Below are 23,755 nucleotides of genomic sequence, written 5' to 3' on the forward strand. Positions count from 1 at the left end.
GTCTCGACCCTGGCCTGCGCCGGGGCCTCCGCCCTGACCTCGGCCTGCGGCTGGGGTGCCTCGACCGCGGGGGTGGCGCCCACCGCGGCGGCTGCCTCGACGGCCTCGGCGACCTTCGCGGGCGCGGTCGCCCGGGTGGCCCGGCGCGGTTCGCGCTTGGGCTTGACCGGGGCCTCGGCCTCGGTGCCGTTCAGGGGGAGCTGCTGGGCGTCGGACCCGCCCGGCCCACCACCCTGGCGCTCCTTGATGGCAGCGATGAGGTCGCCCTTGCGCATCCCCGTGGTGCTGGAGATGCCCAGCTGACCGGCGAGCTCGCGGAGATCGGCGAGCACCATGCCGGAAAGGCCCGCGCGACGCTTCGGCGTGCCTCCGTTGGCACCGGTGTTCTGCGCCTTGTCCGTGGACTCGGCAGCGTCGCTGCTCAACAAATCGGTATTGCTCACACAAGTCCTTCCTGACCGGTCCCCGCCTCCTACGTGGACCAGCGGACCGCCGTCCGACGGAATGCGCGACGGCGTATCTCTCCTCCGTTTGACCACCCCGGCCGCGATATCGGCCAGGCGTTGAGCCAGTCGTGCGACTCGGCCGCCAACAGGGAGCATCTGGTCACCACGATCATCGGGAACCTGCGAGCCCCGGCCCGAACCCTGGAGAAGGACTGGGCCGATACCCCGGCAGATGATGCGACCCGGGAAAGATTCCCCGGGAGCGACACCGGGCGCCCGTGCGCGCGGTGACTGAACGACCCCGAGGGTAGACGGCCATAACTCAAGGTGCAACAACCGGTTCACAGCGCGTCGCACGCGCCCCGCCCGCAGACCCCGTGATCTGCGTCACGAATGCGCCCGTTCGGCACAACGCGGCGGGCACGGGCGGTATTCCCGCTCAGCCGAGCGTGTCCACCCGGACACCCGTGCGGTCCACCGGCAGCTCCGCGACCCGGAAACCGGTGACGTCGACCCCGGGCGGGAGAACACCGTCCGTGGTCAGCGCGAGGACCGTGGGACCCGCGCCGGACAGGGCGGCGGCCACCCCGGCCGCGCGCAGGGCGTGGACCAGCCGCAGCGTCGCCGGGTAGGCGCTCTCGCGGTAGTCCTGGTGCAGCGTGTCCGCGGTGGCGGGCAGCAGCAGGTGCGGGGCGGTGGTGACCGCGTGCACGGCCAGCGCGGCCCGCCCGGCGGCGAACGCGGCGTCGGCGTGCGGGACGGCCGAGGGGAGCAGTCCCCTGGTCACCCTGGTGGCGGAGTTGGTGTCCGGCACCGCCACGACCGGCCTCAGGTCGGCGTGCGGTTCCAGCCGGACACCGCGGTAGCGGGCCTTGCCGCGCTCGGGGCCGTGCTCGGCCCAGGTCAGCACCAGGCCGCCGAGCAGGGACGCGGCCACGTTGTCGGCGTGCCCCTCGAACTCCGCGGCCAGGTGCAGCGCGTCCTCGTCGAGGTCGCGCCCGGCCAGGCCGTAGGCCGCGGCGATGCCCGCCACCACCGCCGAGGCCGACGAGCCCAGGCCGCGCGAGTGCGGGATGGTGTTGGTGCAGCGCAGCGCGAAGCCGCCCGGCTCCGTGCCCAGCAACTCGCACGCGGCCAGCAGACTGCGCACGACCAGGTGCGTCTCGTCGAGCGGGACCGCCGCGACGCCCTCGCCCTCGACGTGCACGGTCACCCCGCCCGCGGTGCGCTCGACCTCGACCTCGTCGTAGAGGCCCAGGGCCAAGCCGAGCGCGTCGAAGCCCGGGCCCAGGTTCGCCGTGGAGGCGGGCACCCGGACCCGGACCGCGGTCACCGCAGCTCCAGCGCGGACGCGACCGCCGTGGCGTCCACCGGCACCGGCTCGACCTCGGACAGGCCCAGCAGCGCGGTGTCCGGGTCCTTGAGGCCGTGCCCGGTCACGGTGCAGACCACGACCGAGCCCTCGGGCAGCCGACCGTCGGCGGCCGTCAGCAGCAGCCCGGCCACGCTGGTCGCCGACGACGGCTCGACGAACACGCCCTCGCGGTGGGCCAGCAGCCGGTAGGCGGCGAGGATCTGCTCGTCGGTGAGCTTGTCGAACAGCCCGCCGGACTCGTCGCGGGCGGTCACCGCACCGGCCCAGGACGCCGGGCTGCCCACCCGGATGGCGGTGGCGATGGTCTCCGGGTTCGCCACCGGCTCGCCCAGCACCAGCGGCGCCGCGCCGGAGGCCTGGAAGCCGAACATCCGCGGCGCGGCCTCGACCAGCCCGTCGGCGACGTACTCGGAGTACCCGCGCCAGTAGGCGGTGATGTTGCCCGCGTTGCCGACCGGCAGGCAGTGCACGTCCGGGGCCCGGCCGAGCACGTCGCAGATCTCCCAGGCGGCGGTCTTCTGGCCGATGAGCCGCACCGGGTTGACCGAGTTGACCAGGCCGATCGGGTACTCGGCCGCGGTCTTGCGGACCAGTTCCAGGCAGTCGTCGAAGTTGCCGTCGATCTGCAGCACCCGAGCGCCGTAGGCGACCGCCTGGGCGAGCTTGCCCTGGGCGATCTTGCCGCGCGGGATGAGCACCGCCGAGGTCAGGCCCGCGCGCGCGGCGTAGGCCGACGCGGACGCGGAGGTGTTGCCGGTGGAGGCGCAGATCACCGCCTCCAGACCCCCGGCGAGGGCGTGGGTGACGGCCACGGTCATGCCGCGGTCCTTGAACGAGCCGGTCGGGTTGGCTCCCTCGACCTTGAGGTACACCGTGGCCCCGGTCAGCTCCGACAGGTGCGGGGCGGGCAGCAGCGGTGTGTTGCCCTCCCCCAGGCTCACGATCTTCGCGCCCTCGGGGACCGGGACCCGGTCCCGGTAGGCCTCGATGATCCCCGGCCACCCGGGCCGGGACCCGCCCGCCGGGGTGGGGATGGCCAGGGGGGAGATGGCCCCGGTGGAGATGGTCCCGGTGGGGATGGAAGATGTCATTGGTCCTCGCCTTCGACCCGCATCACGCTGACCACCCGGTTGACGAACGGCAGCCCCGCGATCTTGTCCACAGTGGAGCGCAGTGCGGCGTCTGAGGCCGAGTGGGTCACGATCACCAGACTCGCGTCCGACGTGCGCCCCTCCTGCCGGACCGCCGAGATGCTCACCTCGTGCTCGGCGAACACCGCGGCGACCGCCGCCAGCACGCCCGCGCGGTCTGCCACGTCCAGGCTGATGTGGTACCTGGTCGAGGCCTGCGCGATCGGGCGCACCGCGAGGTCGGCGTAGGCCGACTCGCGCGGTCCGCGCCCGCCGACGACCCGGTTGCGGGCGACCGCGACCAGATCGCCGAGCACGGCGCTGGCGGTGGGTGCACCGCCTGCTCCCTGCCCGTAGAACATGAGCTGCCCGGCGGCCTCCGCCTCGACGAAGACCGCGTTGAAGGCGCCGCCGACCCCGGCCAGCGGGTGGCTGCGCGGGATCATCGCCGGGTGCACCCGCACCGCGACCGAGGCGGTGCCGTCGGCGGCCTCGACGCGCTCGCAGATGGCCAGCAGCTTGATCGTGCGGTCCAGGCCGCGGGCGGCGGCCACGTCGGCGGGGGTGACCGCGGAGATGCCCTCGCGGTGCACGTCGCCCATGGTGACCCTGGTGTGGAAGGACAGCGAGGCCAGGATGGCCGCCTTGGCCGCGGCGTCGTAGCCGTCGACGTCGGCGGTCGGGTCGGCCTCGGCGTAGCCCAGCCGGGCCGCCTCCTCCAGCGTCTCCGCGTACCCGGCGCCGGTCTCGTCCATCGCGGAGAGGATGAAGTTGGTGGTGCCGTTCACGATCCCCATGACCCGGGTGATCCGGTCCCCGGCCAGCGACTCGCGCAGCGGGCGCAGCAGCGGGATCGCGCCCGCCACCGCCGCCTCGAAGTACAGGTCGGCGCCGGAGGCGTCGGCGGCGCTGAACAGGTCGCCCGCGTGCTCGGCCAGCAGCGCCTTGTTGGCGGTGACCACGGACTTGCCCGCGCGCAGCGCGGTCAGCAGCCACTGCCTGGTCGGCTCGATGCCGCCGACGACCTCGACCACCACGTCCACGTCGTCGCGGGCGACCAGCGCCGCCGCGTCGGTGGTCAGCAGCTCCGCCGGGACCTCCCGGTGCCGATCGGCGCGGCGCACCGCGATGCCGACCAGCTCCACCGGGGTGCCGATCCGGGCCGCCAGCTCGTCGGCCTGCTCGGTGAGCAGCCGCACGATCTGGGTGCCGACCGTCCCGCAGCCCAGCAGGGCCACGCGGATCGGCCGCCCCCCGATCGGTCCCGCGGCAGCGCCGGTCGCCGAGCCGGTCACCGAGCCAGTCACAGGGCCTCCAGTCTCAACAGGTCGTCCACGGTTTCCCGGCGCAGCAGCAGCCGGGCCCGCCCGTCGCGGACCGCCACGACCGCGGGCCGGGGCAACCGGTTGTAGTTGCTGGCCATCGAGTAGCAGTACGCACCGGTCGCCGCGACCGCCAGCAGGTCGCCGGGGGCCAGGTTGTCCGGCAACCAGCAGTCTCGCACCACCACGTCCCCGGACTCGCAGTGCTTGCCCACCACTCGGGACAGCACCGCGTGCGAACCGCGCTCACCCTCGCCCGCGGACCGCGACACCAGCCGGGTGTCGTAGAGCGCGTCGTAGAGGGCGGTGCGGATGTTGTCGCTCATCCCGCCGTCGACGCTGACGTAGCGGCGGCCGGTGCCCGCGCCCAGCGCGACCTCCTTGGTGGTGCCCACCTCGTAGAGGGTCACCGTGCCGGGGCCGACGATGGCCCGGCCCGGCTCGACGGCCACCTTCGGCACCGGCAGCCCGGCCTGCTCGCACTCCTTGGCCACGACCGCCTTGAGCTGCTCGGCCAGCCAGCGCGGCGGAGGCGGGTCGTCCTGGGCGGTGTAGGCGATGCCCAGGCCGCCGCCGAGGTCGACGGTGGTCAGCTCGGTCAGCGCCGCGGCGCCGTGCTCGGCGTGCAGCTCGGCGAGCAGGCCAACGACCCGGTGCGCGGCGATCTCGAAGCCGTCGGCGTCGAAGATCTGCGACCCGATGTGGCTGTGCAGCCCGACCAGGCTCAGCCCCCCGGACTTGAGCACCCGCCGGGCCGCCTCGGCCGCGGCGCCACCGGCCAGCGAGAAGCCGAACTTCTGGTCCTCGTGCGCGGTGGCGATGAACTCGTGGGTGTGCGCCTCGACGCCGACGGTCACCCGGATCAGCACCGGGGCGCGGGTGCCGCGGTCGCGGGCGAGCTTGTCCAGCCGGGCGATCTCCAGGAACGAGTCGACCACGATCGCCCCGACCCCGGCGTCGAGCGCCTGGGCCAGCTCGTCGGTCGACTTGTTGTTGCCGTGCAGGGTGATGCGCTCCGGCGGGAACTCCGCGCGCAGCGCCACCGCCAGCTCGCCGCCGCTGCACACGTCCAGGCTCAGCCCCTCCTGGGCGACCCAGCGGGCGATCTCCACGGACAGGAACGCCTTGGCCGCGTAGTGCACCAGCTCCGGGTCGCCGAAGGCCTCGGCGTGGTCGCGGCAGCGGGAGCGGAAGTCGTCCTCGTCCACCACGAACAGCGGTGTGCCGTAGGTCTCGGCCAGGTCGCGGACGTCCACGCCCGCCAGCCGCACCGCGCCGTCGTCCGCGCGGCCCGCGTTGCGCGGCCAGACCTCGGGGTACAGCTCGTCGAGCGCCGCGGCGCTGGTCGGCCGTTCGCTGGCGGTGTTGCCGGGCGGGAGGATCTCCGCGTGCCGCGGTCCCGCCGGGTGTGCCCTCATGCTCAGGTGTCCTAAATCCGTTCCGGTGCGTCGGTGCCGAGCACTGCCAGCCCCTCGGCGAGCACCCGCCGCGCGGCCGCGCACAGTGCCAGCCGCGCGGCGCTCGTCGGGTGGGCGTCGGCGTCCCCCCGGGGGAGGATCCGACCCCCGTCGGCGAGGACGTGGGTGGCCTCGGCCAACTCCGCCGCGGCGTGGGCGACCCGGTGCGGTTCGCGCAGCCGGGCGGCCTCGACCAGGGCGCAGCGGTGGTCCGCGAGCGCGCGGACCAGTCCCAGTGTGTCCGCCGGGGGGACGAGCCCGGCAGCCGGGGTGTCCGGTCCGGGGATCGGCAGGCCCAGGTCGGCCGCCCCGCGCAGCAGGCAGGCGGCCCTGGCGTGCGCGTGCCGGACCCGGAACGCCGGGTTCGGCGGCAGCCGGGGCCCCCACACCGCGGGGTCGACCCGCACCGGGTCCCCGGCGCGGGTGGCGAGCAGGGCGAAGCGCAGCGAGTCGGGTTCGACGCCGGGTCCGGCGGTGGCGGGGCCCACCCGGACGCCGGTCGGGTCGGCGCCGAGCCTGGTCAGCACCTCGGCGACCAGCCGGGGCCGCGCGTCCGGGCCGGTCACCGGGGTGCGCGGCACGCCGGGGAAGGCGGGACCGGCGCCCAGCGCGGTGCGGACGACCTCGGCGCGGGCGTCGTCGGTGAGCCAGAGGGCGACGAACCCGGGGCCGGAGACCGCCGCCTCGGCGACCCCGCCTGCGCCGGTCAGCGCCTCGGCCAGCCACCCGGCCAGCTCGACGGGGCTGGTCCCGGCCGGGCCCGCGGCGCGCAGGGCGACCCCGGTGGCGTACTCGCCCCGGCCCGGGTCGGCCGGGGCGTCGAGGGCGACGGCGGCGGGCACGCCCGCCGGGTCGAGCCCGCGATCGCCGAGGACACCCAGTGCGGTGGAACGCACCAGGTCGGCGAGCGCGTGCCGGGTCACGGGGTGAGTCTAGAGAGCGGCGGGCCCCGGACAAGACCCGCACGCGCTTAGACTCGGTGGCATGCGCGCTCCCCGCCTGCTGGTCCCGATCGCCGCCGCCTGCCTGCTCACGGCCTGCGCGTCGGGCACCGCGGTCGAGAGCGCCGCGCCCTCGACGAGCAGCGGCGCGGCGGCGGAATTCGCGCCCACCGACTCCGAGCGCGACCCGACCACGCGCATCCCCGGGGTGCTGGCGGTCGAGTACGGCGAGGTCGAGCACGTGCTGGCCACCCGCCGCGTCGCCTACGACCACGCGCCCCCGCTCGGCGGCAACCACGACCCGTCGTGGGCCCAGTGCGACGGGGTGGTCTACGACGTGGCGGTGCGCTCGGAGAACCTCGTCCACTCGATGGAGCACGGCGCGGTGTGGATCTCCTACAACCCCGACCAGGTCACCGGCGCCGAGCTCGACGCGCTGGCCCGGCGGGTCACCGACCAGCCGTACATGGTCATGTCGCCCTACCCCGACCAGGACAAACCGGTGTCTGTGCAGGCCTGGGGCAGGCAGCTCAAGGTCGACTCGGTCGACGACCCGCGCATCGACCAGTTCACCACCGCCACCCGCACCAACCCGTACCTGTCCCCGGAGCCCGGCGCGAGCTGCGGTTCGGTCGACCCCCGGTTGTTCGACGTCGACAACCCGCGCCCGTTCGACCCGGCCCCGTACGGCCCGGACGCGATCCCCGTCACCGGGTCCTGACGGGAACCAGACACCGGTTCCCTAGACTGGCCTGTGCACTATTCCCCGTGACGAGGTTCGCCGAGATCAGGGTCGGGCCTCCTCAGTCGAGAAGAAGCCCGAGGACGGCATGGCCAGCGGCACGAAGAACAAGGGCAAGAAGGGCGGCGGCGTCAAGGCCGCACGCGCCTCCGTGGTCGCGAACAAGGGCAAGCCCTGGGGCACGATCCTCGCGGTGCTCGCCGTCCTCGTGGTCGCCGGGGTGGTGTTCACCTACGCGATCATGAAGGTGAACTCCGCCAAGGAGTTCACCGTCTCCGAGGACAACCAGGACCCGTCGGCGAACATCCCCGGTGTGGTGAAGGTGACCTACGCCCAGGGTGTGCACGTCGCCCCCACCCAGCGCGTGGCCTACGACCAGAAGCCCCCCTTCGGCGGCCCGCACGACGCCGTCTGGGCCGACTGCACCGGCGTGGTCTACCCGACCGCGGTGCGCAACGAGAACATGGTGCACACCCTCGAGCACGGCGCGGTGTGGATCACCTACAACCCCGACCAGGTCTCCGGCGGCGCGCTGGACACCCTCAAGGCGAAGGTCGACGGCGTGCCGTACATGTCCATGTCGCCCTACCCCGGCCTGGACAAGCCGATCTCGCTGCAGTCCTGGGGCCACCAGCTCAAGCTCGACAGCGCAGACGACGCCCGGATCGACCAGTTCATCAAGTCGCTGCGCGCGAACAACTACCAGAACCCGGAGCCCGGCGGCTCCTGCGACAGCAACCAGAGCGGGTTCAACCTGGCCGACCCGCCGCCGTTCGTCGCCGACCCCGGCCCGGACGCGCTGCCGATGGACTACAGCGGCACCGCGGGCACGGCACCGGACACCGGCATGGCCCCGACCAGCGCGGCCGCCCCGGGCCAGTGATCCCCGCCGCCCCCGACACCCGTCCCGACGGCGACCCCGCCGTCGGGACGGCCAGGGCCACCCGCCGCGGCTGGCTCGTCTACTCCGCGGCGGCCCTGGTGGTGCTCCTGGTCGGCGCCGCCATCGGCATGCTGATCACGCTGTCGGTCGCGGGCTCCGACGCCGCGCCCACCGCCGAGTCGGTCGACGTGGGGTTCGCCCAGGACATGCGCACCCACCACCTGCAGGCCATCACCATGGCGGGCCTGGCCAGGGACCGCTCCACCGATCCCGAGGTGGTCCGGCTGGCGTTCGACATCGAGACCACCCAGCTCGACCAGAGCGGGCAGATGTCGGGCTGGCTCACCACCTGGAACCAGCCGAACCTGCTCCCGCCCGGTGAGAAGCACATGCGCTGGATGTCGGGCACCACGGCCCACTCGCACATGGCGATGACCGCCGACGGCGTCGACCGGATGCCCGGCATGGCCACCTCCGAGGAACTGGCCCGGCTGCGCTCCCTGTCCGGCAGGGACCTCGACGTCTACTTCCTGCAGCTGATGCTGCGCCACCACGAGGGCGGCCAGGACATGGCGGGCTACGCCGCCGACCACGCCCAGCTCGGGTACGTCCGCAACCTGGCGGAGAAGATCAAGACCGCCCAGGGGGCCGAGAGCACCCTGCTCACCGGCATGATCACCGCGCGCGGCGCCTCGCCCCTGCCGTCCTGACCTACCAGCTCAGCTCGTGGCACCGGCTCGCCGACCGCGCGCACTCCACCTGCAGCGTCGCGTGCTCGATGCCGTACTCGACGGCGAACAGCTCCCGGGCCGCTTGGAGCACGTCGGCCTGGTCGGCGCCCTCGGCCATCGTCAGGTGCGCCGAGGCGACCTCCATCCCCGAGGTCAGGGTCCACAGGTGCAGGTCGTGCACCCCGCTCACCCCGGCCACGGTGGCCAGCCGCGCGGTCAGCTCGTCGATGTCCACCCGCTCCGGGGCGTGCTGGAACAGGATGCGCAGCGCCCGCCGGGCCAGTGACCAGGTGCGCGGCAGCACCCACAGCCCGATGGCCACACCGATGACGGGGTCCGCGTACCGCCACCCGAACAGCAGCGTCGCGACGGCGCTGATCAGCACGCCGACCGACCCCACCAGGTCCGCCAGCACCTCCAGGTAGGCCCCGCGCACGTTGAGGCTCTCCTGCGCGCCACCGCGCAGCAGCAGGAACGACACGACGTTCGCCGCCAGCCCGGCCAGCGCCGCCAGCAGCACCGGCACCCCGGGCACCTCCGGCGGGGCGGCGAAGCGCTGCACGGCCTCGAACACCACGTACCCGGCCACCCCGAACAGCAGCACCGCGTTCGCCAGCGCCGCCAGCACCTCGCCCCGGTAGACCCCGAAGGTCCGGTTCGCCCGCGCCCGGGACCGCCAGGCCGCCACGATCGCCGCCAGCGCCAGGCCCACGCCCACCACGTCGGTGAGCATGTGGGCGGCGTCGGAGAGCAGGGCGAGTGACGAGGTCAGGACGCCGACGGCGAACTCGACCACCATGATGGCGGAGGCGATGGCAAAGGCGGCCCACAGCCTGCCGACCAGCTTCCCGGAGGCACTGGCGGCGACGCCGTGCCCGTGACCGTGTCCGTGCCCCACCGCTCGCCCCTTCCGCGTGAACCCCGAGCCAACATATGCGTGACCGCGCATGAGTGCAAGGGGGTGCTCACCACCTGGCACCCGTCACCCGAATGTGGGGCAAACCCGATTCCGGCACGAGATCCCGCGCCCAGGGTGCTAGACGGAGAGCGAGGCATTCGCAACAAGGAATCGAGGCCCCGGTGCCGATCCCCGCAACGACCGCTCGCGCGGCCGCACTGACCGCACTCGCCGCCCTGTGCCTCACCACCCAGGGCTCCGGGGCCACCCCGCCCCACACCCCCGAAGCCCACCACCCCACGGGCGCCGAGCCCGCCGCCCTCCCCGCCAGACCGGTCCCCCCGGCCCTGGAGCCCGCACCGGCACCGGCCCCGCACCCCGAACCGGCGCCCGACCCGGTCCCACTCCCCCAGCCCATCCCACCGTCGAACGCGACCCCCCGGCCCCGCCCCGTCCCGACCCCGGACCCGACGCCGCTCCCCCCACCCGCTCCCACCCCGGACCCCACCCCGTCACCCCACCCCGAACCGACGCCGCTCCCCCGGGCGATCCTCGTGCCCCCGCCTCCGCCCACCCCACTCCCGCACGTGGCCCCGGAACCCACTCCGGAGGAGGACACCAAGCCCCCCAAGGGCGGCATGGAGTTGCAGGCCATTCCCGAGGGGACGGACCCGGTGGTCCCGAGTGGACAGCAACCCTGACCCCGGGCGCGCGAAACCCCGCCGGGCCACTCGCGGCGGCCCGACGGGGTCGGCGGAACTCAGACCAGGCGCTCGCCGGTCCCCGGGTGGAACAGGTGCAGCTCGGTGGCGTCGCGAACCGTCACCGTGACCGTCTGGGCCAGGGCGGGCGGCGTGCGCCCGTCGACCCGCATGACCAGCCGGTCGCCCCCCTCGGCCCCCAACACGGACCCGTGCACCAGGGCGTCGGCGCCCAACTCCTCGACCAGCTCGACCACCAGCTCGAACCCACCGGCCGTCCCCGAGGGCGCCAGCGCCAGCGACTCCGGACGCACCCCCACGGTCACCCTGTCCAACCCCGCGTCGCGCACAGCGGTGTTCGCCGCACGGGGCAGGTCCACATCGAGCCCACCGAGCCTGAGCCCCGCCCCGGTCACCGGCGCCTCGTGCAGGTTCATCGCGGGCGACCCGATGAACCCGGCGACGAACGCGTTCGCAGGCCGGTCGTACAACGCGCGCGGCGTGTCGCACTGCTGCAACAACCCATCCTTGAGCACCGCCACCCGATGCCCCATCGTCATCGCCTCAACCTGATCATGCGTCACATAGATCGTCGTGGTCCCCAACCGCCGCTGCAACGCCGCAATGTTCGCCCGCGTCTCCACCCGCAACTTCGCATCCAGGTTCGACAACGGCTCATCCATCAAGAACACCGCCGGATCCCGCACGATCGCCCGACCCATCGCCACCCGCTGCCGCTGCCCACCCGACAACGCCTTCGGCTTGCGGGCCAGATACTTCTCCAAGTCCAGGAGCTTGGCAGCCTCCTGCACCTTGGACTCGATCTCCGACTTCGCCAACCCCTGCAACTTCAACGCGAACCCCATGTTCTGCGCCACCGTCATATGCGGGTACAACGCATACGACTGGAACACCATCGCGATGTCCCGACCCTTCGGCGGCACATTGGTGACATCCCGATCCCCGATCCGGATGACCCCCTCGTTGACGTCCTCCAGGCCCGCCAACATCCGCAGCGCCGTCGACTTCCCCGACCCGGACGGACCGACCAGGACCAGGAACTCCCCGTCGGCGACCTCCAGGTCCAACCCGTCCACCGCCCGAACCGGCGGACTCCCCGAATACACCCTCGACGCCGCCTCATACCGGACCTCGGCCACGCTGCCTCGCCTCCAAGTGATCACCACCACCCACCCGAACCCGGGCGCGAGACCCCAGAATGCCCCAGGTCACACCCCCGACACCAGGCCCACCGCCCGCCACCCGGGCACACTCGGGCACCACTTCCGACCCAGCCGGGCACCGCGCACCGCGCTCCCCGCCCGTTCCCGTGGAACCCGGTCACCGGGACACGTCCTCCCGGGCACCCCTCCCGCCCACAACCCGGTTGTGGGTATGCGCTAGGCTCTTCCACGAACGAGCAACGGGCCCCCGTAGCTCAGGGGATAGAGCACCGCCCTCCGGAGGCGGGAGCGCAGGTTCGAATCCTGCCGGGGGCACCACACCACAGAACCCGCTGATCAGCGGGTTCTGTGCTTGTCAAGGCCCCTCTGACCGGCCGGGCAAGACAAGCACGAGTCGGCTTTTCGGACTCCACCCATGCTTCGTGTGCGGCGGCGCGGTCCTTCCGGAACGGCGGACACCCCCGACACCTCGGTGGTCAACATGTGTTGAGCAGCGCAACAGCAGCACACAGGTCAACACACCGCTTGAGCCGACATGCCGGTCTCCTCGTGCGGGGAAACGCGCCCCCTCTGATCCAGCCCCTGTCAGGACTGGCCGCTTCCCGTTGTATCTGGGAGTGAGACAGAATCCTGGAGCGCCGTTCGGACGACGTGTGCGTCCGACGGGAATCCTGGAGGGGGATCTGGGTAGTGGTCTTGATCGCGATTCAGCCTGCTTACGCCAAAGGCAACCCACGCAAGCGGGCTGACGACACGCTCGAACAGGAAGTGCCGTTCGTTGTTCCTCAGCGGTACGGGCTGCTGACGCGAGAGCAGCGCGACGCGCTGCACGCCCTGCACCCCCGAGGTTCCGCACGGTTCTGGGGCGCCACGGCATTTCAGGACAGAAAACTCGACCAGTTGCGCACCGGTGATGTCGTCCTCTTCACCGGCGCGGGCAAGATCCGCGGCATCGGCGAGGTGGGGTACGTCTTCCGCAATGCCGAGTTCGCCGCCACCCTGTGGGAAGCGGACAAGGGTAAAGAACCGTTCACCAACGTTTTCAGCCTGCAGAGCTTCCGGTCGGTCGATTACCCCTACAGCAAGTTGCAGGAGGTGTGCGGGTATGACAAGGGCGACAACTTCATGGGGCTGCGGCTGATCCGCGGCGAACTGGTGGACGCGATTCTCGCCGAGTTCCACATCACCCCCAGTGCCGAGGTGGCCGAGACAGCCGCCCTCGAAGAGGCTGTGGCGAAAGCCCTCGAATCCGGGTCGAAGGTGGTGCAGCCAGAATCGGTGCGCACCCATGCCACTTCCTATCGCAAGGAAGCCGGGGAGATCTTCGTCAACCGGGCCGAGGCCCTGCTCGTGGAGGAGTACCGGCAACACTTGACGGGGGTGGAGGTGAGCAGGCTCAAAACGCCGGTCGGCTACACGGACCTGTACGTCCTCGGGCCGGACGGGCACGAGATCCTGGAAGCCAAGAGCACCGGTGACCACCAGATGGTCCGCTTGGCCGTGGGACAGCTGTTGGATTACGCCTTCCACCACTCAGGTCCGGTCAGCCGTCTTTCCGCCCTTTTCCCGTGGCGACCCACCGAGATGGACGTCAAGTACCTGAACCAGCTGGGAATCGACTGCCTCTACCGAGTGGGACACGGGGAATTCCGACGCGAGGACGCCCCTGCGGAACGCCGCACTCACCTGCGGGGGATGTGGGAGTAGCAGCCCACGCGCACGACCGAGCCCCCGCGGGACACCGTGGTGGTGTCCCGCGGGGACTCGGGTTCGACTGTCAGGAGGAGTGCGGGCAGGTGCCGCGGAAGACCGAGATCTGGAGGTCGGTGGACGGGATCGGGCAGAGGAACTGCTCGTAGCGGGTGTCGTTGTCGATGAAGCGCTTGAGCCAGGAGATGGTGTACTTGGCGATCGTGGTGTTCGACGTGTTCGGGGCGAAGTGGCTGGCGCCGCGCAGTTCCAGGTATGCCTTGTCCAGAGTGGACGGCAGGCTGTTGTAGAACGGGATCGAGTGGGCGCCGACCGGGGCGACCGTGTCGGACTGGGCGCCGACGACGAGGGTGGGGACCCGGTTGGTGGACCAGTTGGTGGTGAGGTTCCAGCCGGTCAGCGGGATCGCGGCCTGCAGGGTGGGGCGGGACCTGGCGGCTTCGAGCGTTCCGCCGCCGCCCATGGAGTGGCCGATGACGCCGAGGCGGCTGCTGTCGATGCGGCTGCGGACGGAGCTGCGCTCGGTGAGGTAGTCGAGGGCGGCGAGCAGTTGCCTGCCCCGGCTGTCGGGCTGGTCGAGGGTGGTGTTGGTGTCGATGGTGAACACCACGAAGCCCTGGGAGGCCAGGCGGGGGCCGAGCCAGGCCATGCTGGACTGGTAGGCGGTGAACCCGGGGGCGACGGCGACGGCGCCGAAGGTGCCCTGGGCCGTGCTGGTGGGGTAGTAGATGGTGCCGCCGCCGAAGCCGGTGACGCTGAGGCCGGACACCGTGGTGGTGGCGGTGGCGAAGGAGCCCCGGGAGGCTTCGATGCTGGAGACGGTGGGGGCCGGGCCGCGCTCGTACGGGTTGTCCGCGAGGGGGGCCGCGTCGACCGCGGTGGTGGCGCCCGCGACCAGGGCGAGGGCGACACCGAGGGGGGCGGCGAACCGGGTTCGCCACCGGCCCGCGGGGCGGGGGCGGGCCGGCGGGGTGGTGGGGCTGGCGAGTGGGGTCATCGTCGACCTTTCCCTTGGCTCGGGGCAGCGGCGTTGCGGCCCGCGAGTGGTGGCCTTCAGCAGGGGGAGCCGTTTCCCGGTGGGGAAATCCTGCTGTTGCGCGTCCCGCCGTCCGGTGGTCGCGACTGGGACGCGGTGGGGGCGGAATCTGCGGCCGGGGGTGCGACCGCCCCGTCAGTGAAACACTTGGTCGAAATGTTTCACATCGACCGAACGGGTGAGCGGGCCGCCTGCCTGCTACCCGGTGTGCGTTCCCAGCGCGCCGAGGACCAGGGTGTCGAGGAGGGTGGTGGCCACCGCCAGGTCGACCGTGCGCGAGGCCAGGACGTCGGCGTACAAAAAGGACTCACCGAGGCGGACGACGGCGTAGCTCAGGTCCGACAGGCCCACCAGCGGGCGCAGGCCCAGCGCTTCGGCGTCCGCGCCGATCAGCGCCGTGTGGGCCTCGATGAGGGTCGGCTGCACGCGGCCGCGCGGGTCGGTCAGCACCCGCATGGCCACCACCGGTTCGCTGTCGATCAGCTTGCGCAGCCCGTCGCTGGCCGCGACCTCGCGGCGGTAGGACTCCATGACCCACAGGCAGCGGAGCCTGCCGTCGGCGTCGCGCGGCGCGTCGCCGTTGGCCTCGCGCCAGCGGGCGGTGGCGTCCGCCCAGGTGCGGTCGGACAGCAGCAGCAGCGCCGCGCCCATCAGGTCTTCCCGGTTGCCCACCCGGCGGAAGAAGGTGGCCCGGGAGATCCCCAGTTCGGCCGACATCCGGCTCAGGTCGAGGCGCGTCCCGTTGAAGAGGTCCCTGGCCGCGTGCCGGATGATGTCGTCGGTCGAGACGGTCACGCGCGGCAGCCTAGTCCCCGGGGCCCTCGACTTCGGACGGCCGGGGCCGGGAGCGCGGCCGGGCCATGGGGGGCCACGCCGGTCCAGCGCTCGGCGGCGTGGCTGAACGCCGAGGTGTCGGTGGAGCCAAACCGGCGGAGCCGGGGGACGGCGGCTCCGCCGGGAGGCGGGTCGGGCACGCGATTCTCAGCGCTGCCCCGCCCAGTGCTGCCGGTGCGCCTCGGCCGACCACGCGGAGACCGCGGCCAGGTCGGGAGCGGGCGGCAGCGGCGTGTCCCCGGCCGCCAGGGCCGCCTCGATCCGCGACTGCACGTCGGCGATCTCGGCGAGGACCCGAGCGAGGTCGGGTTCGTCGCCGCGCTTGACCCGCAGGGCGCGTTCCCGTTCGAACTCGGGCATCGGCAGGGTGAGGCGGCCGTGGGTCACCAGTTCCAGGCCCTGGTACGCCAGCCGCAGGGCGTGGGAGGCGTACTTGACGTCGTAGCCGTACTGCGCCACGAGTTCGGGGCGGTTGGGCACGGCGCTGCGCCTGCCGTGGCCGAGCAGTCGGTCGCGCTGGGCGTTCATGTAGCCCAGGAACCGGTGCACGGCCTCCTGCGACAGTGCTTTCGGCGCCAGTGCGCGCAGTTCGTCGCCCAGCGGTGTCCGCACGAGGACCGATTCCGCAGGCGCGTACAGCGGCAGCAGCGCCGTCGGGTTGCCCTTGACGACCAGGCGCAGGTACTTGCGCAGCGAGTACACGACCAGGTCGGTGTCGCCGGGGCCGGAGCGGGCGCCCTCGGGCTGGGTGCGGAAGACGTAGTGGGGCACCGGGTCCGCCACGCCGAGCACGACCGATGCGGGTTCGACGAACACGCCCATCTCGTCGTGGTCGTCGGTGCCCTCGATGGCGATGCCGTGCACGCCGGAGCCCACGACGGTGCGCAGGATCTCCCCGCCCAGGGCGGTGTCGCGGTCGCCGTACTCGGTGTGCTGCTCGGTCGTGGTCACCCGAGGATCGTGGCACGGCGACCGGTTCGCCCGCACCCGTTTTTCCCTCCCCACAAGGAAAACCGGGCGCGTCCTCACGTGGAGGACACGCCCGGTCACCTTCCGCTGATCAGCAGACGCTGTCGGTCGGCACGGGGTTGCCGAGGCCGAACAGGGGGCGCAGCTTGAGCCCGATCCAGGTGCCGCCGAGCGCGAACAGGCCCCACAGCCAGCCGTGCAGGCTGCCGGTGGAGACGCCGCCGAGGTAGGCGCCGATGTTGCAGCCGCCCGCCAGCCGCGCGCCGATGCCCATCAGGACACCGCCCAGGACCGCCGCGACCGCGGTGCGCCACGGGATGGAGCTGTGCAGCTTCCAGGCGCCCGCCAGCGAGGCCGCGACCGCCGCGCCGAGGATGATGCCGACGTTGGTCAGCGTGGTCTTGTCCGTCCAGACCGAACCGGCCAGCGCCTTGGCGTTCGACGCGGTCCGCCAGAACTCCCAGGTCTCCGGGTGCAGGCCGATGAGCTGGAGGAACTTCGCCCCCCACAGGGCGAACGCGAACGTCACGCCCCAGATGCCGCCGGAGACCAGGAAGACCGCGCCCGCGAGCACGCCCAGCACGACCGCGCCCGCCAGGATCGGCCACGAGCCGCGCAGCACCCTGGCGAACCCGGAGGCCGTGGGCACCACGTCGACCGGCGGGGGGTTGCGCCGCTTCTGCACGAACCGGGTGGCCAGCACGATGACGGCGAGCGCGGCGATGGTGATCGCCCACGAGCCGAACCAGCCGACGTGGTCGGACAGCAGCACGCCGGGCACCGAGGGCCAGCCGTCGAAGACCGGGAACGCGGCGGTGTAGACGACCGAGCCCGCGATGAACCCGAACAGGGTGAACACGATCGTGGACTGGCCGGAGCCGACCGCGAACAGCGTGCCGGAGGCGCAGGAGCCGCCGAGCTGCATCCCGACGGCGAACAGGATGGCCCCGGTGAACAGGGCGAGGCCGATCGGGCCCGCGGTGGCCTTGGGCACCGAGCCGAACAGGCCGGAGCCGGTGGACACGATCAGCGCGATCAGGGTGGCGGCGGTGCCCAGCAGCAGCGAGTGCGCGCGGACCCCGGCACCGTTGCCGACGGCGACGAGCTGGCGCCACGCCGAGGTGAACCCGAAGCGGGAGTGGAACAGGGCCAGGCCCAGCCCCAGGCCGAGGATGAGCAGCACCCCGGACTTCGGGCCGTACGACGCCCACACGTAGGCGGTCAGGGCGATCGCGAGCACACCGGCGACGACGAGCGGCACGACGCGCACCGGTTCCTCGGGCGGCGGGACGGGGGCGGCGCAGGAGGTGGGGAAGGACAGGAATCTCTGCTCTTCGGGGTTCGACTCGGTTGTCGCGGACACCGGGACTCCAGGGGTATCGGGGGGATGGGGTGGGCCGGGCCGCCCGAGCCCGGGGAGTCGGGCGGCCCGGCGGTGGTGCTAGACCGGGATGATGCCGTTGACCGCGCGGACGACCGACTGGACGAGGCCGAACACCGGGATGCCCAGCGGGGCGAAGGTGTAGATGTCGTTGAGGTCGCTGGTGTCCGGCTGGTCCACGATCACCGGGTCGGCGAGCGCGGGGGCGGCGGTGCCGACGAACGCGGCACCGGCGATCGTGACGGCGACCAGCGTGCGGGCGAACTTGTTCTGCATGGTTGTCTCCTTGTCAGAGCGGGGTGTGGGTCAGCCGCCGATGAAGCGCAGCAGGTCGAACACGGGCGCCAGCGCGCCCGGGATCGCGGTGGTGGGGGCGAGCAACACGCCCAGGTCCACCCCGGGCAGCAGCCAGACGGAGGTGTTGTCCTGGGTGGTGACCGCGGTGTCGGCACCGGCGATCCCGGCCGTGCCGACACTCAGCGCGGCGGCGGCGATTCCGGTGACGAGCACCCGGGAAACCTTCTTCATGTCGGATCTCCTTGCTGTGTGGTGGTTTCTCAGTCGAGCAGGACTCCGCTGACCGGCACGATGGTCGCCTTGGCGACCCACTGGCCGGGCAGCTCCTCGTTCATCGGCATCCCCGGCGCGTGCGGCTCGCCCGGCCCCATGGCCATGACGTTGACCTGGGCCGCGGCGAACACCCGCGGTTCGCCGTCGACGTCGCCGCGGCGGTCGCCCAGCCAGGCGTGGAAGCCCGCCAGCGTGGGGCTCTCGCCGCCGAAGGCGTTGCCGACCTCGATGGCGTAGGTGACCGGCTGGGTCTCCCTGGGGTCGAACCGCAGCGGCACCGCGACCGTGGTGACCGAGCTGACCAGCGGGGTGTTGAGCAGCCACGGCGCGACGTAGAGCCCGTACGGGTACACCGCAGCCTCGCTCTGCTGGATGCCCGCCGTGCTCAGCGCGGTGGCCGCGGTGGCCCAGCCGCCGACCACGACCAGGGCGTTGTCGGTGCCCTGGTCCGGGTCGACGCGCAGGCCCAGCCCGGACGCCGCCTCCTGGACCACCTCGGCCGCCCGGACACCGCGCGGCGAGGAGTCCGACTTGAGCGCGACGCCCGCCGCGCCCCGGGCGGCGAGGAAGCCGACCAGCTTGCGCAGCGCCTCGTCGTCCTGGGTGGACAGCGCGTCCGCCGGGCAGGACGCGAGCACGTCCGCGCGCCCGGTGACCAGACCGCCCAGCGCGGCGCTGGCGCACTCCGGCCCGTCGTCCCCGGTGGCCCGGGTGTCGACGCGTTCGGTGCCGGTGTCCACCGCGACGGTGTCGCTGGACCCGCCCTGCGAGACGGTCACGTCGGACCGCCCCTCGGGCAGCTCCACCTCCGCCCAGGTGCCCTCCGCGCCCGGCCGCGGGACCGCGGCGACCTCGGGGCCGCCGTCGGCGCTGACCTTGAGGTCGGCACCGGCGCTGGCCGGGAAGTGCACCAGGTTGGTGCCGGGGCGGTGGGGGCTGATGAGGACCGGCACCAGCCGGTCGGCGACCGCGGTGTCGGCCAGCACCGGCACCCCGGGCACCGGCAGCGCGGGCGCCGCCGGGACCGCGGCGATGGCGGTCCAGGCGAGGAACCCGGCCGCGACGACCGGCGTGCCGTACCGGTAGGCCCTCGGCCCGGCGCGGAAGGACGCGGCGAGCACGGTGACCACCAGCGGCAGTGCGACCGCCGCCAGCAGCACCAGGCCCGCCGGGGTGCCCACGACCCTGCGGTCGAAGGCCAGCCCGGACCCGACCAGCCGCACCGCCCCGGCGACCACGAGCACGCCGCCGAGGGTCAGGGCCAGCGGGCCGGGCCGCGGCCCACCCGGCCGGTGCTGCGACGGCGGCACCAGCAGGGTGAGCGCGGCGAAGCCGAACCACGCGACCGCGGCGGCCACGTAGGCGGTGTCGAGGGCGAAGTCCACCCCGGAGCGCCCCGCGGTGGTCTCGACCACCAGCAGCAGGCCGAGCGCGACCGCCACCCAGCGGGCGGGGGTGGGCAGGGGCAGCAGCGCGGGCACCGCCGCGACGAGCAGCACGTGCCCGACCGCGCCGAGCCAGTGCACGTCGGCCACCGCCACCGACACCAGGGCGAGCGCCGCCGAAACCGCGGCGGAGACCGCCGCGACGACGACCACCCGGCGCGGCAGGGCCGTCAACTGCGGGCGCAGCAGACCGATCCCGGCCACGACAGCGCCGGTCAGCAGCAGGACCAGGCGCAGCGCCAGCAGCAGCGCCGAAGTACCGGTGCCGAGCGCGCCGTCGAAACCACCGTGGGGGTGCTCCATGGGATTTACCTGCCTACTTCAGGTCCGCGTCGGCGACGACGAAGATCTCCGAGTGGGGCTTGGCGTTGCCGAACTGGCCGTGCGGCCACGCCTGCCGGTTGAAGTTGATGCCGACCTGGCCGCTGAACTCGTCCTTGAAGTTCGTGTCCACGCTGACCTTGCCGTCCTGGCCCAGCTTCAGCATGTTCACCTTGTGGTCACCGTCCAGACCGGACCGGGCGACGAAGTAGTTCGACACCGCGATGCGCTCCGGCGAGGTGGTCTCGTGGTAGTAGCCGTCCTCGCCCAGGGTGAAGTTGTCGTAGGCGCCCCAGTGCGGGCCCGCGGCGGCCTGGCCGGGGTTGATCGGCGCGGCACCGGCGACGGTCGGGCAATCGTCCTCCGCGCCGCCGTTCTGCGCCTCCGCGATGGTGTCGATGCGGCACTTGAAGTCCGTGCCCGCCGCGACCAGCTTCTGGATGTCGAGCACGTAGACGCCACCGGTGGAACCCGGGTCGTTCGGGCCCAGCGCACCCTTGCCGCGGCCGGTGATGGCGCGGTAGAGGTACTTGTCGTCCGGGCTGGTCTGGATCCAGCCACCGTTGGAGCCACCGCCGTTGGAGTCGTTGCCCGCGTAGATGGCCTTGGCTGCGGAACCGTCGTCGAACACCTCGTACCAGTGCGGCTCGGCGGCGGTGATGTCCGGCGTGTAGTGCACCGCGCCGCCCTGCATGGTCTGGGCGAAGGCGCCCTTGTGGCCGGGCAGGTTGGTCACCGTGGTCTCCATGACCGCGCGGCTCTCGTTGTGCAGCGGGTCGGCCGCGTTGGCCCGGGGGCCGTCCTGCAGGTAGGACACCGCGCGCAGCTTCGGGTTGTTGCGGTCGGTGATGTCCCAGGTCCGCACGGTCGGGCGGCGCAGGTACGGCGACGGCTGCTTGATCGGGTCCAGGATGATGTTGCGCGGCTCGGCGTAGTCACTGGTGACCAGCGTGTTCAGGTCCTCGCGGGCCTGGATGCCGTGCGGGTTGGCGCAGGTCGGCTTGCCCAGCTGCGGCAGGTTCGCGCACAGCTTCGGGTCGTCGCCCTGCGGGGTGGCCGCCGAGGTCTGCGAGAGCACCTTGCCGGTCGAGTCGAAGCGCACGACCGCGCCGGGGCTGCCCGCGAAGCCGTTGGAGATCGCGGTCTGGCCGTTGGCGTAGACGTACGGGCCGGGCACGACCGGGCCGCCCATGTAGGTGCCGTAGGCGGTGCCGTCCTTGAGGGTCCAGTACGCGTCGGGCACCGAGCCGCCGAGGGTGTTCGTGGGCAGGCTGACGCCCTTGAGCTTGAGCTCGGGCAGCGCGCTCACGTCGAAGGCGTAGGTGGCCGCGGCGAAGAGCGCACCGGCGTAGATGGTGTCGCCCTTGTGCCACACGTACTGCATGTGGTGCGGCTCGTTCTCCACCAGCGGGCCGACGGTGGCGGTGTTGACCACGTGGCCGTAGGTCGGCGAGCCCTCGGTGGCGTCGATGACGGCCAGGAAGTCCGGGCCGGGCAGCGCGTTGGTGATCTTGCTGAGCCCACCGGCGAGCGAGCCGGGCAGGTTCTTCAGGTCCTTGACCAGGGTGTCGGCGATGTTCTCGTCACCGGCCCAGACCAGCAGCCACTCCTTGCGCTTGCCCTCCGCTGCGGCGGAGCGGTTCGCGGCATCGCCGACGAGGTGGTTCTTGACCCAGTAGGACTTGCCGTCCGAGGCCACCTTGCTGTCGGTGGTGGTCTGGACATCGGCGTAGGCGGCGCTGTTCTCGCCGCTGTAGGTGACGGCGCCGACGGCGAGGACACCGGTCAGCAGACCGACCAGGCCCTTGCGCCACCGTTGCGATTTCAGGGACATGACTGTCTCCGTGTTCGATGCGGATCCGCGCGCCCGGATTCGGGCGCGCGGCAGTTCCCGACCCGCTCAGGGCACGCGTCGGGAGTCCACACGGCAGGGCCGCGGGAATACTTGGGGTCTAACGGGAGTGGATAGTCCTACTCGGACTGATCAGAGCGCGCTGGACTGCAGGCACAGGTCGACGTGGAGCCGCCAGACCAGGGGGAGTGAGGAGCGCATGCCGAAGAGCATCACCACCCCGGTCGGGGGGTGTCAATTGGTGCCACAAGCTGAGACGAGCCTGAGAGAAGCTGCGTTTACCCCATTCGGAGCAGCAGTGACTACTCTGAGTGCATCATCAGCCGGGTCGCGTTACCACCGGTATCCAACTGAACCGTTCCACCAGCGGCAAACGGGTTTTCCGGAACGTCCACGAAGGCGTGCGGGAAGTTCCCGAGTGGACCTGTGACCACGACGACCGTAACCCGGGCGGGCGTTGATCGTTAGAGTGGCTTCCCGAATCCTTTTCAGGATAACCGAAAGGAACCACCGTGCCCGCACCGACCGTGACGCAGGTCGCCGACGGCGTCCACTTCGTCGAGAGCACCCACGTAAACTGGACCCTCCTGACCGAGGGCGACGCGCTCACCCTGGTCGACAGCGGCTACCCGGCCGACTTCCCGGCGCTGCGGCACTCGGTGGAGAGCATCGGCTTCCGGCTGGAGCAGATCGCGGCGGTCCTGCTCACCCACGCCCACGTCGACCACATCGGCGGCCTCCCCCGGCTGCTCGCCGAGGTGCCGGTTCCCGTGCACGGCACCGAACCCGAGGCCCGCCACGCCCGCCGCGAGTTCCTCCAGCAGGCCACCCCCGTCGACGTCCTCACCAACCTCTGGCGCCCGGGTTTCCTGTCCTGGAGCCTCTACCTGGTCCGCGCGGGGGCGTTGAAGGACATCGAGATCCCCACCGCCACACCGTTCCCGGACCCGCTGGACGTGCCGGGCGCGCCCATCCCCGTCCCCACCCCGGGCCACACCAGCGGCCACTGCGCCTACCACCTGCCCGCCGCGGGCGCGATCATCACCGGCGACACCCTGGTCACCGCCCACCCCACCTCGTCGGTGGACGGCCCCCAACTCCTCCGCCCGTTCTTCAGCCACGACCAGGCGCAGACCGTCGCCGCCCTGGACACCCTGGCGGCCGTGGACGCGGACGTGGTCCTGCCCGGCCACGGGCCCGTCGTCCGCCAGGACATCGCCGCGGCCACGGCCCACGCCCGTTCCCTGCTCTGACCGCGTTCCCGGTCAGGCCGCCCGGTGCACCGACACCGCGTAGTCGCCGCCCTCGAACGGGTCGCGGGACCAGGTGGCGAACCGGGAGTCGAGGACGAGCCCGGCGGCGGCCGCGTGCCCGTCGTAGTCGGCGGTGCCGTAGCCGCGGTCCAGGGAGAAGCCCGCGATCAGCACCCCGCCCGGGCGCACGTGCCGCGCGACGCCCGCCACCAGCGCCGCCTGGGTGCCCGGCGGGGTGAAGAGGGGGACGTTGCCCGCCATGACCACCACGTCGAACACCCGCCCGAGGTCGAGGGTGGTGAGGTCGGCGGGAACCCACTCGATGCCCGGGCCGAGGCGGGCCGCGGTGGCGAGCATGGACTCGTCGACGTCGGTGCCGGTGACCTCGATCCCGTGGCGGGCCAGCTCGACGGCGACGCGCCCGGTGCCGCACCCCGCGTCGAGGACGGTGGTCGGGGCGAAGGCGCGGACGAAGGTGGCCTCGCCGTGGACGTCGGTGCCGGTGGCCGCCAGCGCGTCGAACCGCCGTTGGTACTCCTCGCCGTTCCAGCTCATGCGCCCACCGTGCCACAGG

Annotated in this window: 22 protein-coding genes and 1 tRNA gene; 6 read left to right on the top strand and 17 right to left on the bottom strand. The window is 72.6% G+C overall.

The window, feature by feature from the left end; all coding sequences use genetic code 11:
- The 6 genes from L6E12_RS06800 to L6E12_RS06825 all read right to left on the bottom strand — a co-directional run.
- A partial coding sequence (locus tag L6E12_RS06800; RefSeq protein ID WP_374201843.1) for a Rho termination factor N-terminal domain-containing protein occupies positions 1-425 on the bottom strand: 425 nt, incomplete at its 3' end.
- A gap of 460 nt (positions 426-885) precedes the next feature.
- On the bottom strand, positions 886-1,779 hold the full coding sequence (gene thrB / locus L6E12_RS06805) for a homoserine kinase (protein WP_236227021.1): 894 nt from the start codon (positions 1,777-1,779) through the stop codon (positions 886-888).
- Entirely contained in the window at positions 1,776-2,912 is a 1,137-nt protein-coding gene (thrC, locus tag L6E12_RS06810; protein WP_236227022.1) for a threonine synthase, read from the bottom strand. The genes thrB and thrC overlap by 4 nt, the downstream gene beginning before the upstream one ends.
- Complete coding sequence (locus L6E12_RS06815; protein ID WP_236227064.1) at positions 2,909-4,210, bottom strand: homoserine dehydrogenase; 1,302 nt, start codon at positions 4,208-4,210, stop codon at positions 2,909-2,911. The genes thrC and L6E12_RS06815 overlap by 4 nt, the downstream gene beginning before the upstream one ends.
- Before the next feature lie 44 nt (positions 4,211-4,254).
- Complete coding sequence (gene lysA, locus L6E12_RS06820; protein ID WP_236227023.1) at positions 4,255-5,691, bottom strand: diaminopimelate decarboxylase; 1,437 nt, start codon at positions 5,689-5,691, stop codon at positions 4,255-4,257.
- Between the two features lie 11 nt (positions 5,692-5,702).
- On the bottom strand, positions 5,703-6,653 hold the full coding sequence (locus tag L6E12_RS06825) for a DALR anticodon-binding domain-containing protein (RefSeq protein ID WP_236227024.1): 951 nt from the start codon (positions 6,651-6,653) through the stop codon (positions 5,703-5,705).
- Between the two features lie 61 nt (positions 6,654-6,714).
- Here L6E12_RS06825 and L6E12_RS06830 point away from each other — a divergent pair, with 61 nt between their 5' ends.
- From L6E12_RS06830 to L6E12_RS06840, 3 genes are all read left to right on the top strand, one after another.
- Positions 6,715-7,392, top strand: coding sequence for a DUF3105 domain-containing protein (locus L6E12_RS06830; RefSeq protein WP_236227025.1), 678 nt, complete (start codon positions 6,715-6,717; stop codon positions 7,390-7,392).
- 109 nt (positions 7,393-7,501) lie between these two features.
- A complete protein-coding gene (locus L6E12_RS06835; RefSeq protein ID WP_236227026.1) occupies positions 7,502-8,296 on the top strand; it encodes a DUF3105 domain-containing protein in 795 nt (264 codons plus the stop codon).
- Positions 8,293-9,006, top strand: a complete 714-nt coding sequence (locus L6E12_RS06840) for a DUF305 domain-containing protein (protein WP_236227027.1) — start codon at positions 8,293-8,295, stop codon at positions 9,004-9,006. The genes L6E12_RS06835 and L6E12_RS06840 overlap by 4 nt, the downstream gene beginning before the upstream one ends.
- 1 nt (position 9,007) lies before the next feature.
- On the opposite strand, the gene L6E12_RS06845 is transcribed toward L6E12_RS06840, so the two are convergent.
- Together L6E12_RS06845 and L6E12_RS06855 are read right to left on the bottom strand one after the other, a co-directional pair.
- Positions 9,008-9,925, bottom strand: coding sequence for a cation diffusion facilitator family transporter (locus L6E12_RS06845; RefSeq protein WP_236227028.1), 918 nt, complete (start codon positions 9,923-9,925; stop codon positions 9,008-9,010).
- Positions 9,926-10,685: 760 nt separating this feature from the next.
- The gene (locus L6E12_RS06855) at positions 10,686-11,786 is read right to left on the bottom strand and encodes an ABC transporter ATP-binding protein (RefSeq protein WP_236227029.1); all 1,101 of its coding nucleotides are present in this window, start codon (positions 11,784-11,786) and stop codon (positions 10,686-10,688) included.
- Between the two features lie 267 nt (positions 11,787-12,053).
- Here L6E12_RS06855 and L6E12_RS06860 point away from each other — a divergent pair.
- Both L6E12_RS06860 and L6E12_RS06865 read left to right on the top strand, forming a co-directional pair.
- A tRNA-Arg gene (locus L6E12_RS06860) sits at positions 12,054-12,128 on the top strand.
- A 372-nt stretch (positions 12,129-12,500) separates the two neighbouring features.
- Complete coding sequence (locus tag L6E12_RS06865; protein WP_236227030.1) at positions 12,501-13,517, top strand: hypothetical protein; 1,017 nt, start codon at positions 12,501-12,503, stop codon at positions 13,515-13,517.
- Between the two features lie 70 nt (positions 13,518-13,587).
- Here L6E12_RS06865 and L6E12_RS06870 read toward each other — a convergent pair whose 3' ends face one another.
- The 8 genes from L6E12_RS06870 to L6E12_RS06905 form a co-directional block, all read right to left on the bottom strand.
- Positions 13,588-14,517, bottom strand: a complete 930-nt coding sequence (locus tag L6E12_RS06870; RefSeq protein WP_236227031.1) for an alpha/beta hydrolase — start codon at positions 14,515-14,517, stop codon at positions 13,588-13,590.
- 237 nt (positions 14,518-14,754) lie between these two features.
- Positions 14,755-15,351, bottom strand: a complete 597-nt coding sequence (locus tag L6E12_RS06875; RefSeq protein WP_236227032.1) for a QsdR family transcriptional regulator — start codon at positions 15,349-15,351, stop codon at positions 14,755-14,757.
- A gap of 186 nt (positions 15,352-15,537) precedes the next feature.
- The gene (locus L6E12_RS06880) at positions 15,538-16,341 is read right to left on the bottom strand and encodes a DNA polymerase beta superfamily protein (protein WP_236227033.1); all 804 of its coding nucleotides are present in this window, start codon (positions 16,339-16,341) and stop codon (positions 15,538-15,540) included.
- A 109-nt stretch (positions 16,342-16,450) separates the two neighbouring features.
- On the bottom strand, positions 16,451-17,722 hold the full coding sequence (locus L6E12_RS06885; RefSeq protein WP_236227034.1) for a YeeE/YedE family protein: 1,272 nt from the start codon (positions 17,720-17,722) through the stop codon (positions 16,451-16,453).
- Positions 17,723-17,800: 78 nt separating this feature from the next.
- Positions 17,801-18,016: a hypothetical protein gene (locus L6E12_RS06890; protein WP_236227035.1), complete on the bottom strand. Its 216-nt coding sequence runs from the start codon at positions 18,014-18,016 to the stop codon at positions 17,801-17,803.
- A 30-nt stretch (positions 18,017-18,046) separates the two neighbouring features.
- Complete coding sequence (locus L6E12_RS06895; RefSeq protein ID WP_236227036.1) at positions 18,047-18,268, bottom strand: hypothetical protein; 222 nt, start codon at positions 18,266-18,268, stop codon at positions 18,047-18,049.
- Between the two features lie 29 nt (positions 18,269-18,297).
- Positions 18,298-20,058 carry a hypothetical protein gene (locus L6E12_RS06900; RefSeq protein ID WP_236227037.1) on the bottom strand — a complete coding sequence of 587 codons (1,761 nt, stop codon included), beginning with the start codon at positions 20,056-20,058 and terminating at the stop codon, positions 18,298-18,300.
- Positions 20,059-20,071: 13 nt separating this feature from the next.
- Positions 20,072-21,910: a selenium-binding family protein gene (locus L6E12_RS06905; RefSeq protein WP_236227038.1), complete on the bottom strand. Its 1,839-nt coding sequence runs from the start codon at positions 21,908-21,910 to the stop codon at positions 20,072-20,074.
- Positions 21,911-22,440: 530 nt separating this feature from the next.
- On the opposite strand from L6E12_RS06905, the gene L6E12_RS06910 reads away from it, so the two are divergent.
- Positions 22,441-23,181: an MBL fold metallo-hydrolase gene (locus L6E12_RS06910; RefSeq protein WP_236227039.1), complete on the top strand. Its 741-nt coding sequence runs from the start codon at positions 22,441-22,443 to the stop codon at positions 23,179-23,181.
- Positions 23,182-23,193: 12 nt separating this feature from the next.
- Here L6E12_RS06910 and L6E12_RS06915 read toward each other — a convergent pair whose 3' ends face one another.
- Positions 23,194-23,736: a class I SAM-dependent methyltransferase gene (locus L6E12_RS06915; RefSeq protein WP_236227040.1), complete on the bottom strand. Its 543-nt coding sequence runs from the start codon at positions 23,734-23,736 to the stop codon at positions 23,194-23,196.
- Between the last annotated feature and the right edge of the window lie 19 nt (positions 23,737-23,755).

This window comes from Actinokineospora sp. PR83 (genome assembly GCF_021056305.1).
Taxonomy (GTDB): domain Bacteria; phylum Actinomycetota; class Actinomycetes; order Mycobacteriales; family Pseudonocardiaceae; genus Actinokineospora; species Actinokineospora spheciospongiae.

Bases quoted from the DNA above. Each gene is read 5' to 3' on its own strand.
- L6E12_RS06830 (WP_236227025.1), top strand. From the start codon at position 6,715: ATGCGCGCTCCCCGCCTGCTGGTCCCGATCGCCGCCGCCTGCCTGCTC.
- L6E12_RS06915 (WP_236227040.1), bottom strand. From the start codon at position 23,736: ATGAGCTGGAACGGCGAGGAGTACCAACGGCGGTTCGACGCGCTGGCG.
- L6E12_RS06895 (WP_236227036.1), bottom strand. From the start codon at position 18,268: ATGAAGAAGGTTTCCCGGGTGCTCGTCACCGGAATCGCCGCCGCCGCG.
- lysA (WP_236227023.1), bottom strand. From the start codon at position 5,691: ATGAGGGCACACCCGGCGGGACCGCGGCACGCGGAGATCCTCCCGCCC.
- L6E12_RS06835 (WP_236227026.1), top strand. From the start codon at position 7,502: ATGGCCAGCGGCACGAAGAACAAGGGCAAGAAGGGCGGCGGCGTCAAG.
- thrC (WP_236227022.1), bottom strand. From the start codon at position 2,912: ATGACATCTTCCATCCCCACCGGGACCATCTCCACCGGGGCCATCTCC.
- L6E12_RS06900 (WP_236227037.1), bottom strand. From the start codon at position 20,058: ATGGAGCACCCCCACGGTGGTTTCGACGGCGCGCTCGGCACCGGTACT.
- L6E12_RS06905 (WP_236227038.1), bottom strand. From the start codon at position 21,910: ATGTCCCTGAAATCGCAACGGTGGCGCAAGGGCCTGGTCGGTCTGCTG.
- L6E12_RS06870 (WP_236227031.1), bottom strand. From the start codon at position 14,517: ATGACCCCACTCGCCAGCCCCACCACCCCGCCGGCCCGCCCCCGCCCC.
- L6E12_RS06890 (WP_236227035.1), bottom strand. From the start codon at position 18,016: ATGCAGAACAAGTTCGCCCGCACGCTGGTCGCCGTCACGATCGCCGGT.